This is a genomic window from Cupriavidus pauculus, from assembly GCF_002858765.1.
GTDB lineage: Bacteria > Pseudomonadota > Gammaproteobacteria > Burkholderiales > Burkholderiaceae > Cupriavidus > Cupriavidus pauculus_B.
In genome coordinates this window covers 78,676-91,120 of sequence record NZ_PJRP01000004.1, presented here as the reverse complement: position 1 = coordinate 91,120, position 12,445 = coordinate 78,676, and the positions used below count along the sequence as shown (strand labels likewise).

The window sequence follows — 12,445 nt, the reverse complement described above, 5'->3', positions numbered from 1 at the left end:
ATTCGTTATCGCAACTTGCCGAGCCACAGCGCGGTGAGCGTCGAGCGATTCCGAACGTTGAATTTTGCGTAGATTGACTTGATGTGGACATGCGTCGTGTTCGGACTCTGCTCGAGCTTCTGCGCGATCTGCTTTTCCGTCAGTCCGTCGAGCAGCCCCAGCAACACCCTTCGCTCGGCGGATGTCAGCGAAGCGTCGGCGATGAGCAGACCGTGGCTTAGCAGTTGCTGCCGGTAGTACCATCTCAGCCCATGCATCACGAAGCCCAGAAGCTCGAGATCCGGCGCGGAGAAGCGCGGGGCTTGCAGATCGCGAAACACGAAGAGATGAATGCGCACGTCGTCATTGAGCGAACAACGCACTTGGATGCTGTCGGCGTGACCCACTTCGAGGTAGTGACGGCGATAGTGGGCGCCTTCAAACCATTCGGCGGGCATCGCCTCGAAGAGCAGGTTAGCGCGGAACGGCTCGTCCCCCGACACGGCCACGACATGTGACGAATCGACGTTGCCGGACCATAGCGTGTCGAACTGCTCCTGCACGGAAGCGACCATTGCGGGTACAGGATGCAGGAGCCGAACCAGGCGTGGACGCCAGCCGAACAAGGGATCCTTACGCGCGATCGAAGGTAATCGCACAACTACAGCCCAAAGTGCATTGTGTGCCGTGACCATTGCACAGAGCGTGCTTAATAAATGGGTGAGCGCGGCATCGGCTTCGCCTGCGGAGAACTCGGCCAGTCGGTCCCAGAGCGCAAAGACGTCTTCGCGGTGCGACTGGTTTGCGGAATCCGAGAGTGGATGCATGTCGTCCCCAGGAAGGATGGGCGAATGACTAATCTTCGGTGATCTTGGGCTAGCCTGACAATAGCCTTGGGGAGAAAGCATCGCTCGCAGGGCGGGCATTCAGTTGCTGAATGCACGTCCCCGTCTGACGATCCTCGTCATAGGCGCCCCGTCTGAACAGGTCGTCGTGCTCAACATCGGTCTCGGTTCGATGGCCAGCTGAATAGCATCAATGAAGATTACAGGGCCGTTGGGCGCCGAGCGGTTCTGCTAGAAATTTCCGATATGCGTACTCCACATCCGCATCCGCATCGGTACGCGCATCAAGTGGAGTGTTTCGAAACTTGGCGCAACAGTAAAGCCAGATACCACCGCCAGTATCGATCGTGAGCTGCCCCCTGTACCTTCCACCGGTGATCTCTTCCACACCGCTCACGATGACAACGCCTCCGCGTTCATACGTTGCCATCTATCACTCCCGATACTGAATGCACACTTGACTTAGTAGCGAAATGCATGCCATCTGTCACCACGTTGATGTGCGGTCCCCCATGCCGAGCCTGGGCGCACGCCGCGTCCCAGATCGATATGGATGGCGGCACAATGTTGGGCCAAATGCTGATCGCCAGGCCACGTATCCGAGGAAGATGAGCGCCGGCGTGTAGAGAAACGGCAGCGCATGCGCGTCGCGACGCAGCGAGCGCAAGCAGGCCAGGGTTGCATCAACGGAGACCCATGGCCTGGCCGCATTCCCCTAGAGCGCTGCACCCCCCGGCGGCACCGCAGGCGCCTGCCAACCTCCGCCCAAAGCCTTGAATGCAGCGATGGCCGCGCGAGACGTTTGCGCTTCGGCCTGCGCTTTCGCATCGGACGTCTTCAGCAGGTTCTCGTCCGCGAGCAGCACTTCGATCAGGCGGACGACGCCCTTCTGGTAGGCCGCGAACGACGAATTCCGCGCCTGCCTGAGCGCCAGTTCCCCGCGTTGTAGGGTGCGGGTCTGCTCCTCGCGCTTGACCAGCGCCGTGAAAGCATTCTCGACATCCTCCGATGCATGCAACACCGCCAGTCGATAGCCAGCCAGCGCCTCGGCCTCCTGCCCCTTGGCCTGATCGATCTGCGCCCCAATGCGCCCAAAGTCGAACAGTCGCCAGCGCAGGCCTGCGACGCCGGCAGCTTGGTTAGCGCCGGCCGAGAACAGGTTGCCGCTGGCAACCGTCGTCGCACTGCCCAGCAACCCGCTGAGCGTGACCTTCGGATAGTACTCGGCGATGGCGGCGCCGATCCGGGCATTAGACGCCGCCAGCCTGCGCTCCGCCACGATCAGGTCGGGGCGCCGCCGCAGCAAGTCAGCTGGCGCGCCCGTGGCTTCGATCCTTGGCGCGACGGGGATCGCCTTGATGTCGGCGAGTTCGGCGCGGTAGGTGCCTGGAGGGCTGCCGAGCAGTACGTCCATCGCGTTAAACGCGACATCGAGTCCGGATTCGAGTTCCGGAATCGTGGCCTCCACCTGCGCGAGCGCGCCTTCCGCTTGCTGCACCTCCAACGCGGCCGCCAGCCCCTTGGCGTAAAGCAACCTGACAGTCGAGACCAACTTCTGCTGCGTATCCACCTGTTGCCGCGCAATCGACAGCCGGGCCTGCAGACCTCGGATGGTCACGTAGGTGTCGGCGGCCTGTGCCGCCACCTCCACGCGGGTCGCCGCGAGCCCGGCCTCCGATGCTTGGTACTCCGCCTGCGAGGCTTCGCGCTCGCGCCGCAGGCCGCCGAAAATATCGATTTCCCAACTCGCGGTCAGGTCGGCCTCGTACAGGCTGCCATGCCGGTCGAAGCTGGGGGCCGTATTCAGTACCCGGCCGAGCGGGGTCTCTACGGACTGGTACTGTTTGGCGGCTTGGGCACTAACGCCGCCCGAGGGCAGCAGCGCGGCCGTCGCGAAGCGTAGCCCTGCCCTAGCCTGTGCCACCCGTGCGGCGGCCACCGCCAGATCGAGGTTCTGATCGAGCGCCAGCCGCACGAAGTGCGTTAGTTCGGCGTCGCCAAACCCTTCCCACCAGATTTCAAGATCCGCCCGGGTGGCGGCTCGGCGCTGCTCCACATCGCTCTGCCCAAGGAAGTGCTCCGCGTTGGGCACGTCGGGCTTGCGGTAATCGGGACCGACAGCGCAGCCGGCCAGCGTAGAAACGGCAACGAGGAGCGCGGAAACGTGGAAAACGAAACGGGAAGGAAGGCGTTGGGAATGCATAGGCTGCCGGGGTAACATGGTCGAATTCATGCGTGACTTGTGACCATAATACAAACTGGTCACTCTTTGTCAATGAGTAATCAGCGTGTAAGCTCACGACATGACCGATACCCAACCCATCGCCCCCCAACCGCGCGGGCCCGTGGATCACAGCGTGCGCAATCAGATCGTGGAAGCGGCCACGGAGCACTTCAGCCTTTACGGATATGAGAAGACCACGGTGTCCGACCTGGCCAAGGCCATCGGATTTTCGAAGGCCTACGTCTACAAGTTCTTTGACTCCAAACAGGCGATCGGCGAAGTCATCTGCCGCAACTGCCTGGACCAGATGCAGCAGGCCGTAGACGAGTCGGTGGCCGGCGCCGACTCAGCCTCCGAAAGGCTGCGACGCCTCTTCGGCACCTTGGCTGAAGCTGGCAGCCGGCTTTTCTTTCAAGACCGAAAGCTGTACGCCATTGCCGTGGTGGCCTGCGAGGAACAGTGGGGTTCGGCCCGCGCCTACGATGCCCATATGCAGCGACTGATCCTGCAAATTGTTCGCGAAGGGCGCGAATCCGGTGAGTTCGAGCGTAAAACGCCACTCGACGAGACGGCTCACGCCATTTACCTCGTGATGAAGCCCTACCTTGATCCCCTGCAGCTTCAACACAACCTGGACTTTGTCGAAGTGGCGCCGGCACAACTCAGCAACCTGATCCTGCGAAGTCTCGCACCTTAACTTTCGCAGTGACCATTGACTAAATTGGTCACTGTTACTACAGTGAAGGCCATCTGTATGGAGGGCCCTCATGCTTCTGCGCCGATTTTCCGCATCCACCGTCTCCCAAGCCGCCACTAGCGCCGCTGCGTTCACTGCCGTATGTCTCCTGCCACTCGCACTGGCGGCATGCGGCGGCAAGCCACAACCCGATCCGCGCGTACAAACGCCGCTTGTGAGAGTAGAAAACGTCCAGGACGCGTCGGCTGCCCGGCGCGCCTTCACTGGCATCGTCGCCGCGCGCGTGCAGAGCGATCTGGGCTTCCGCGTATCTGGCAAGGTACTGGAGCGTCTGGTTGACACTGGCCAATCCGTGAAGCGCGGCCAGCCGCTGATGCGGCTCGATCCCATTGATTTGAAGCTGGCCGCACGCGCACGGCTAGAAGCGGTGGCCGCTGCCAAGGCGCGCGCCATGCAACTGGCGGCTGACGAGGAGCGCTACCGCGATCTGGTGGCGGCCGGCGCCGTATCGGCGTCAGCGTACGATCAGATCAAGGCCTCCGCCGACTCGGCGCGGGCGCAACTCAGGGCCGAAGAGGCACAGGCCGACGTGGCGCGCAATGCGTCCGACTACGCCGTGTTGCTAGCCGATGCCGACGGCGTCGTGGTCGAGACCGTCGCCGAACCAGGGCAGGTCGTGAATGCCGGCCAGGTGGTGGTACGGCTGGCCCGCGCCGGACAGCGCGAGGCCATCATCCACCTGCCCGAAACCCTGCGCCCGCAGGTAGGCTCCACCGCTCGCGCAACGCTCTACGGCAAGGACGGCGAAGCGGTCACCGCAACCCTGCGGCAGCTTTCCGACGCCGCTGATCGTCAGACTCGGACCTATGAAGCGCGTTACGTGCTCGGCGGCGCGCTGACTGATGCGCCGCTTGGCGCCACGGTCACGTTGCAGGTGACCGATCCGCAGGAAGCGTCGCAATCCGGCTTGCAGGTTCCCATCGGTGCACTCCACGATCCGGGCAAAGGCACTGGCGTTTGGGTGATCACTGGCACGCCGGCACACGTGACGTGGCGACCGGTCACCGTGCGCGCCATCAGCGACGATGCCGCGCGGGTCCAAGGCCAGATCCAGCCCGGCGATCGCGTTGTCGCACTGGGCGCTCACCTGCTGAACGAGGGGCAGCAGGTCAGGGTCGCCTCCGAGGTGAAGGTCGCCGAAACCGCCACCGCCGGGAAGGACGGTAACACCATCAACACCATCAACGGCGTGCGGGGGCAGCAATGAGTGGCTTTAACCTCTCGGCACTCGCCGTGCGCGAGCGCGCCGTCACCCTCTTTCTGATCATCCTCATCTCGATCGCCGGGATCGTCGCTTTCTTCCAGCTCGGCCGTGCCGAGGACCCGCCATTTACCGTGAAATCGATGATCTTCATCACGGCATGGCCCGGTGCGACGGCGCAGGAAATGCAGGACCAGGTCGCGGAAAAGCTGGAAAAGCGCATGCAGGAACTGCGCTACTACGACCGTACGGAAACCTACACACGACCGGGACTGGCGTTCACCACCGTTACGCTGCTCGACAGCACGCCGCCAGCGGAAGTCCCCGAGGAGTTCTACCAGGCGCGCAAGAAGCTCGGCGACGAAGCGCGTTCCCTGCCTAGCGGCGTCATCGGCCCGCTCATCAACGACGAATACTCGGACGTGACCTTCGGCCTCTTCGCGCTAAAGGCAAGGGGTGAGCCGCAGCGACTGCTGGTGCGCGAGGCGGAGACCATCCGCCAGCGGCTGCTGCATGTGGCTGGCGTGAAGAAGGTCAACATCATCGGCGAGCAGGCAGAGCGCATATACGTGTCGTTCTCGCACGACCGGCTGGCCACGCTCGGCGTGACACCGCAGGATATCTTTGCCGCGCTCAACAGCCAGAACGTGCTCACCCCCGCGGGCTCAATCGACACCGACGGGCCGCAGGTCTTCGTGCGGCTCGACGGCGCCTTCGACAAGCTGGAACGCATCCGCGACACGCCCGTGGTGGCGCACGGCCGCACGCTGAAACTGTCTGACATCGCCACCGTCGAACGCGGCTACCAAGACCCAGCGACCTTCGTGGTGCGCAACAAGGGCGAGCCGGCGCTGCTGCTCGGCATCGTGATGCGCGACGGCTGGAACGGCCTCGACCTCGGCAAGTCGCTTGATGCGGAAGTGGCGAAGGTCAACGCCGAACTGCCGCTGGGCATGGAACTGAGCAAGGTCACCGACCAGGCCGTCAACATCAAGTCGGCGGTCGACGAGTTCATGGTCAAATTCTTCGCCGCGCTGATCGTGGTGCTGGTGGTGAGCTTCATCAGCATGGGCTGGCGGGTTGGCATCGTGGTCGCGGCGGCTGTGCCGCTGACGCTGGCCGCGGTCTTTGTCGTCATGGCCGCGACGGGAAAGAACTTTGACCGCATCACGCTGGGATCCCTGATATTGGCTCTCGGACTGCTGGTGGATGATGCCATCATCGCCATCGAAATGATGGTAGTGAAGATGGAAGAAGGATATGGACGAATCGCCGCGTCGGCCTATGCCTGGAGCCACACGGCCGCGCCAATGCTGTCCGGTACGCTCATCACTGCTGTGGGCTTCATGCCGAACGGCTTTGCGAAGTCTTCCGCTGGCGAGTACACCGGCAACCAATTCTGGATCGTGGGCATCGCGCTGATCGCGTCGTGGATTGTCGCGGTTGCTTTCACGCCCTATCTCGGCGTAAAGCTGCTGCCTGAGATGAAGAAGGTGGATGGCGGCCATGGCGCCATCTACGCCACGCCCAACTATCAGCGTTTTCGTGGGCTGCTGGGAAGGGTGATCGGGCGAAAATGGCTGGTGGCGTCGGTCGTCGTCGGACTGTTCGCCGCGAGTGTGCTTGGCATGGGCGCCGTGCGCAAACAGTTCTTCCCGACCTCCGACCGTCCCGAAGTACTGGTGGAGGTGCAGATGCCCTACGGCACATCCATCGAAAAGACCAGCGCCGCGACGCAGAAGATAGAAGCATGGCTCGATAAGCAGCCAGAAGCAAAAATCGTCACCGCCTATGTGGGCCAGGGGGCGCCGCGCTTCTACCTGGCGATGTCGCCGGAATTACCCGACCCGTCCTTCGCTAAGATCGTGGTGCGCACCGACAACCAGGAAGCACGCGACACGCTCAAGGGCCGACTCCGCCAGGCCATCGCCGAAGGCCTGGCACCGGGCGCGCGCGTGCGCGTGACGCAACTGGTGTTCGGACCCTACTCGCCCTTCCCCGTCGCGTTCCGCGTCATGGGTCCAGACCCCGACAAGCTGCGAGCCATCGCACAGCAGGTAGAAGGCGTGATGGGCGCCAGCGAACTGATGCGCACCGTCAACACCGATTGGGGCCCGCGTGTGCCGGGACTGCATTTCACGCTCCAGCAGGACCGCCTGCAGGCGGTCGGCCTGACCTCCCGCGACGTGGCGCGACAGCTTGAATTCCTGCTGACCGGCGTGCCGGTGACCGAGGTGCGCGAGGACATCCGCTCCGTGCAGGTAGTGGCGCGCGCCGCGGGCGACATCCGCCTTGACCCGGAGCGTATCGCCGGCTTTACATTGATCGGTGCCAACGGCGAGCGCGTCCCCCTCTCCCAGGTCGGCACGGTAGACGTGCGCATGGAAGATCCCATCCTGCGCCGCCGCGACCGCACCCCAACCATCACCGTGCGGGGCGACATTGCCGATGACCAGCAGCCGCCCGACGTATCGAAGGCCATCCTGGCGCAACTTCAACCGATCATCCAGAAGCTGCCCTCTGGCTACCGTATCGAGATGGCTGGATCCATCGAAGAGTCAGGCAAGGCGAACAAGGCGCTGGCGCCGCTGTTCCCCATCATGCTGGCGATCACGCTGATGATCATCATGCTACAGGTGCGGTCGATGGCGGGCATGGTCATGGTCATCCTGACGAGTCCGCTCGGCCTGATCGGCGTGGTCCCGACCCTACTGCTCTTCCGCCAGCCGTTCGGTATTAATGCGCTCGTCGGTCTGGTGGCGCTGTCTGGCATCCTGATGCGGAACACGCTGATCCTGATCGGGCAGATTCAGGGCAACCTGAAGGAGGGACTCTCGCCGTACGACGCGGTGGTGGAGGCCACCGTACAACGGGCGCGGCCGGTGCTACTGACGGCCGCCGCAGCCATCCTCGCCTTCATCCCGCTCACGCATTCGGTGTTCTGGGGCACACTGGCCTATACGCTGATCGGAGGGACGCTCGCGGGAACGCTACTCACGCTGGTGTTCCTGCCGGCGATGTACGCGATTTGGTTCCGCATCCGGCCGCCAGCGGAGATCTTGCTGCAGGAGCCTACCGTGGACAACTTGGCGCAAGCGTCGTGATCGGGTCGGCCCCGAGCAACTCACAGCCCCACCCATTGACCGAGGCCAGACCATTCTGGCTTCGCTGACCGCGCCGAATCTACGGGCCGACTGTGCACGGATATCAATCGCCAGCCCAAACGTGTCGCAATCGTCGCCTGAATCGCGCTGCTATCGCATGGGTGCTGTCGGCCAATGCTGACCACGGAAATGCTCTTGCAAAGAATAGCGCTTACTCGCAATTTATTCCGGGTAGGTAGTGCACGGTTTTTCAAGACCGACAGCGTTGCCAGACAGCATGAGAACGGCTGGACACAGGAGCGATGAAAATGACCAGTAGCAGTGGCACGCCCACAAGGGTCTATCTGGAAGAGCTTTCCGAAGGCATCAGTCGGCGTACGGGTACCCGCCTCGAGGAAGTATGGATCAGCCTGATCGATGTCCAGCCCGAAAACTGGTCGTTCGGGAACGGCGAGATGCAATACTCACCGAAGGCGTCGTCAGGCTTGCGGATGCATCCTCGAGAAGCAGGAATACCCAGCCGATAGCCCTAACGAAGGAATGGGAACACCGTACAAATGGCGGCAATCCCGCTCATTTGAGCAGCTTGTCATCAACGTGCGATGTGACCGCCATAGACTTTTCCTCGCAGGGTGGCGAGAGCCATTTGCCACTGGCGAATGACGAATTTTTGACGGAATTCACTCCCACCCTGCCCTCGCACCACGGGTGGCGAATCTCAATCTTGCCCACCAAGTTTCCTTCCAGACGCCCAGCCGCGATGCGCCGACGGGCGAAGCCGCTCAGACGTCGATACTACAGCCGGCCTTCTTCAGAACCGGTGACGAATACCGACCACCGCACCGAACTGGTTCGCGCCCGGCTCCACGTTGAAAATGGCGCTCGAGCCCGATCCGCTGTTGAAGCCGTTTACGCCGAGCTGCGACTTGTCCTTGTTAAGCGCATACGACACCGATGCATAAAGATCGGTGCGCTTGCTCAACGAATAGTCGCCCATCACGGAAAAGAGCCACGGATCCGAGCCGGTCTGACGGAAATCCTGGTAGTAGGCTGCGCTGGTCACCGAGAACGCTGGCGTCAGTTGGTACCCGAGCGCCAGCCAGTAGAGATTCGATCCGGTATTCGCGGCTTGGGCACCCGGCAGCATGGCGCCATCGAGCGCCTTGGCGAGGCGGTAGCCGGCGAATACTTTCGCCGGGCCTGTCGCGTAGGTACCCGCCACCGAATAGCGCCGGAAGACCGGCGCCTGGTTTGCAGGCGTACCGGCATGGGCGTCGTCGTAGGACACGCCCAGCGAAAACGGACCCTTGGCATAGTTGAGGAACGCACCGAAATCACGCCCAAACACATAGGCGCCCGGCACCTCGTTCCCATTGGACTGGAACGAATAGAAGGCAATTGCAGTCAGCCCGCCGAACTGGCCGACGTACTTGATTGAGTTGTCCGCGCGCGCGCCAAACTCCGGCGCGATCGACAGGATGCCGTAGCGGTCGGCCAATTGTGCCGGGTCATAAACAATACCGAATTCGCGCATGGCCGTTTGCTGCCGGCCCAGCAGCAACGACCCGTATGGGCTGTTCGCCCCGACATAGGCATTGCGCCCGAACAGGCGTCCGCCCTGGGCCAAGTTACCGGTATCGAGGTCGAATCCGCTTTCCAGGACGAATACCGCCTTCAGGCCGCGGCCTAGGTCCTCGGTCGCGCGCAACCCCCAGCGCGAGCCGGACAGATTCCCAGAAGTCAGTCGCGTGAGGCTGTTGCCATTCGGCCCTGCGTTCGTATTGAATTCGACGCCGGCATCAACGATCCCATATAGCGTGACATTGGACTGGGCGTATGCGGTGCCGGTCAGGACAGTGGTCGCGATCAGCGCAATTGACTTTTTCATTGGGCCTCCGATTCCTATTTGGCAGGCTTCCTGTCCTGAAAGGCTAGCCGGTGCGCAAGACTCATACCATTGGCCTCAAGGCCCGTGTCATGTGCGATGTAGTGATCGGTGTGTCATACGCGGACGCGAGTAGACAGTGTTGCCCCCCCCTTCGCACACCGCAGATGAGCGCTTTGGATCGCCAAGAGATGGCGGCTTCGACAAAGCGCCCACCAAACGCCACGATGACTCGTGCGCTGTTCGGCACATCTAGAAATTGGCTAGGCTTGGCGATGGCAGATGGATCGAGGGACTACCCGCCCCGGATCTCTCTGGTGACGCCATCTTGTTGTGTGCGGAGTCATTCGGCGGTTCTACGCCTGGCGCCAATGGGTGTGACAATCCATTCGTCAACCGGGCTGGTTACCGCCGGGTTCGGCCGCAACCGCCCGCGTTCAATGAGTTTCTCCACTCGCCACAGCGGAACGTCTTCAGCATCCATCGAACCGGGTGGGTAAAGTTTGGCACCGACGACCCGTCCATCGAGGGGTGATTTTTGGGCGATTAGCTTGTGACCGCCCAACATCTGTGTAAGGAGGCGGCGTTGATCTACGGAAAGGCTCATGTTGACACGTGAAAGTTGCTTTCTATCCTCGCCAAGCGTGCGGCGGCCCAAGCGGGCAACCTGATTTGGGCTGAACGTCACACCCGCGTTCAAGAACGATCCGTTTCCGATTCGACGCCGCCGCGTACCCCATGCACGACCTGGCCAGTAGCGGTGGAGCCCGTGACGTGACAGCGGGAAATTCCAAGACAGCATCAGCCCGACCACGCCAGCTGACGCACAGCCCCGGCCTCGGCGAGCGCGGCAGTATCATCGAAAATCCAACCCATCGTTTGATATCTCGGGGCAAGGATTTGACCCATCGGGACACTATCGGAAAAACCCGTGTTGTACAGCACCCCAACCCCACTAAGTGGGGGTTCGGCACTTACCAGGTTGCAAGCGAGACTCCCGCTCGAAAAAAACAATCGAATCTAGGGAAAACGGGATGAAACGGGTACTTTGGGCCTTGGCGGCCCTATTTGTGGCGACTTCTGCTCACGCCGATGGAGAGTTCTTCACAGACGCGGAAGCAAATTGCAAGCTGTGGAACGAGGTACCAAGGCCTGGGGAGCGCATCCGGTGGGAGGGCAAGTGCCAGGATGGCTATGGTCATGGGGATGGCAAGCTAACCTATTTGCAGACGGATGGGACTTCGTCAACTTCCGCAGGTTACTTCCGACACGGCAAGGTGTTCGGCAAGTACGAGACCCGCAGGTACGATGCGTCCGGCTCGTTGCAGTATCCCATCAAGATTCGCTTCTCTTCCGGCAGCGAAGGACCTGCAGAGACCTACGAGAAAGCCATTCAGGACAGCGGCGGATTTAGCATCGCGTACTTTTCCGGGAAGAGGCGCCTAGGAATCTATCGCTCGAATCTCACCGCCAACAACGAGCTGGCAGCCTATTCGACAAGCGGCTCGGAAGATCAGCCGGAAGGCCGCGTGAATGCTGTCTATTTGGCAAGCTATAACTCACGGACCAAGACTTGGCAAAGCTGGCCCGATGAAAAGGCTCGCAATCAACTCGACTTGTGGGGTTACGCGCTGGTCACCGGCTCGCCGGGCAGCTATCGCGTCACGGAATGTAATGACCGGGACAGTTGCGTTCAACGGTTTCAGGGGGCACTCGTGAGCCAAGGCTACGCTGGCTGGGACAGCACCCGCATGACGGAGATTGACAGTCAATGGGACACTGCGCGCCGCGCGCTGGAGCAGGCGGATGCAGACGCCGTGACGCGCAAGCAAGCCGCCGGGTTGCATGCAAAGGCCATCGCCACACTGCCAGCGGACAAGCTGTTCGCCTACGGAAGCCGGCAGGAGCAAGAGCGCAACTACGATTTTGCCCTGGACGCCTACCGCACCATCGTTGAGAAATACTCCAAGAGCAAACTGATGGATGCCGCTGTGGCTCGTATGGCTACGGTCCAGGACAAGCTCGACCAGAAGAACGCGCAAGCCGACAACGCGCAAGCGCAAGCCAATGCCGCCGCACAGCGCACGGCTTCGAACAACCAACGTCAACAGGCCCAATCCCAGGCTCAAGCACAACGCATGGAGGAAGACCGCCAGCGTCGACAGGTTGCTTACGACCAGTGCAAGTCTACGGCAGACCAGTGCACGACTGACTGCCTGACGACCGCTGGGGCTGGCGTCATCGGCGGCATTGCCGGCTTGGTCAACCGCAATGCGGTGAACACGAATGGTCTGAATATGATCAATCAGCGCGCTCAAAACACGTGCTCGCGCTGCGAGGCTATGACAAAGCAGTGCGAAACCATGAAGCCGACTACCTGACGACGAAACTGGTACGAAGACGCTGCGCTACAAAAGCAAATAGGGAAGCATCCACGCTTCCCTTTTTGC

9 protein-coding genes and 1 pseudogene are annotated in these 12,445 nt (G+C 61.8%); 4 read left to right on the top strand and 6 right to left on the bottom strand.

Annotation, left to right across the window (positions count from 1 at the left end):
- Window positions 1-5: 5 nt before the first annotated feature.
- From CYJ10_RS11450 to CYJ10_RS11440, 4 genes and pseudogenes are all read right to left on the bottom strand, one after another.
- Window positions 6-806 carry a helix-turn-helix transcriptional regulator gene (locus tag CYJ10_RS11450; protein WP_101681639.1) on the bottom strand — a complete coding sequence of 267 codons (801 nt, stop codon included), beginning with the start codon at window positions 804-806 and terminating at the stop codon, window positions 6-8.
- 208 nt (window positions 807-1,014) lie between these two features.
- Complete coding sequence (locus tag CYJ10_RS33700; RefSeq protein ID WP_146002019.1) at window positions 1,015-1,254, bottom strand: hypothetical protein; 240 nt, start codon at window positions 1,252-1,254, stop codon at window positions 1,015-1,017.
- Window positions 1,255-1,354: 100 nt separating this feature from the next.
- A pseudogene (locus CYJ10_RS34645) lies at window positions 1,355-1,467 on the bottom strand (ubiquinol oxidase subunit II); the annotation flags it as partial.
- Between the two features lie 72 nt (window positions 1,468-1,539).
- On the bottom strand, window positions 1,540-3,027 hold the full coding sequence (locus tag CYJ10_RS11440) for an efflux transporter outer membrane subunit (RefSeq protein WP_101681638.1): 1,488 nt from the start codon (window positions 3,025-3,027) through the stop codon (window positions 1,540-1,542).
- A gap of 100 nt (window positions 3,028-3,127) precedes the next feature.
- Between CYJ10_RS11440 and CYJ10_RS11435 the strand changes: the two genes are divergently transcribed.
- From CYJ10_RS11435 to CYJ10_RS11425, 3 genes are all read left to right on the top strand, one after another.
- On the top strand, window positions 3,128-3,745 hold the full coding sequence (locus CYJ10_RS11435; RefSeq protein ID WP_101681637.1) for a TetR/AcrR family transcriptional regulator: 618 nt from the start codon (window positions 3,128-3,130) through the stop codon (window positions 3,743-3,745).
- 70 nt (window positions 3,746-3,815) lie between these two features.
- Window positions 3,816-5,012, top strand: a complete 1,197-nt coding sequence (locus CYJ10_RS11430; protein WP_219621455.1) for an efflux RND transporter periplasmic adaptor subunit — start codon at window positions 3,816-3,818, stop codon at window positions 5,010-5,012.
- Window positions 5,009-8,110 carry an efflux RND transporter permease subunit gene (locus CYJ10_RS11425; RefSeq protein WP_101681636.1) on the top strand — a complete coding sequence of 1,034 codons (3,102 nt, stop codon included), beginning with the start codon at window positions 5,009-5,011 and terminating at the stop codon, window positions 8,108-8,110. The genes CYJ10_RS11430 and CYJ10_RS11425 overlap by 4 nt, the downstream gene beginning before the upstream one ends.
- 811 nt (window positions 8,111-8,921) lie before the next feature.
- Here the strand turns inward: CYJ10_RS11425 and CYJ10_RS11420 are convergent.
- Window positions 8,922-9,998: a porin gene (locus CYJ10_RS11420; RefSeq protein WP_101681635.1), complete on the bottom strand. Its 1,077-nt coding sequence runs from the start codon at window positions 9,996-9,998 to the stop codon at window positions 8,922-8,924.
- Between the two features lie 340 nt (window positions 9,999-10,338).
- Window positions 10,339-10,695 carry a hypothetical protein gene (locus tag CYJ10_RS33695; RefSeq protein ID WP_146002018.1) on the bottom strand — a complete coding sequence of 119 codons (357 nt, stop codon included), beginning with the start codon at window positions 10,693-10,695 and terminating at the stop codon, window positions 10,339-10,341.
- Window positions 10,696-11,029: 334 nt separating this feature from the next.
- Here CYJ10_RS33695 and CYJ10_RS11415 point away from each other — a divergent pair, with 334 nt between their 5' ends.
- Window positions 11,030-12,376, top strand: coding sequence for a tetratricopeptide repeat protein (locus tag CYJ10_RS11415; protein ID WP_101681634.1), 1,347 nt, complete (start codon window positions 11,030-11,032; stop codon window positions 12,374-12,376).
- Window positions 12,377-12,445 lie beyond the last annotated feature (69 nt).

Coding starts and splice junctions, on each gene's coding strand:
- CYJ10_RS11450 (WP_101681639.1), bottom strand. CDS start 806: ATGCATCCACTCTCGGATTCCGCAAACCAGTCGCACCGCGAAGACGTC.
- CYJ10_RS33700 (WP_146002019.1), bottom strand. CDS start 1,254: ATGGCAACGTATGAACGCGGAGGCGTTGTCATCGTGAGCGGTGTGGAA.
- CYJ10_RS11440 (WP_101681638.1), bottom strand. CDS start 3,027: ATGCATTCCCAACGCCTTCCTTCCCGTTTCGTTTTCCACGTTTCCGCG.
- CYJ10_RS11435 (WP_101681637.1), top strand. CDS start 3,128: ATGACCGATACCCAACCCATCGCCCCCCAACCGCGCGGGCCCGTGGAT.
- CYJ10_RS11430 (WP_219621455.1), top strand. CDS start 3,816: ATGCTTCTGCGCCGATTTTCCGCATCCACCGTCTCCCAAGCCGCCACT.
- CYJ10_RS11425 (WP_101681636.1), top strand. CDS start 5,009: ATGAGTGGCTTTAACCTCTCGGCACTCGCCGTGCGCGAGCGCGCCGTC.
- CYJ10_RS11420 (WP_101681635.1), bottom strand. CDS start 9,998: ATGAAAAAGTCAATTGCGCTGATCGCGACCACTGTCCTGACCGGCACC.
- CYJ10_RS11415 (WP_101681634.1), top strand. CDS start 11,030: ATGAAACGGGTACTTTGGGCCTTGGCGGCCCTATTTGTGGCGACTTCT.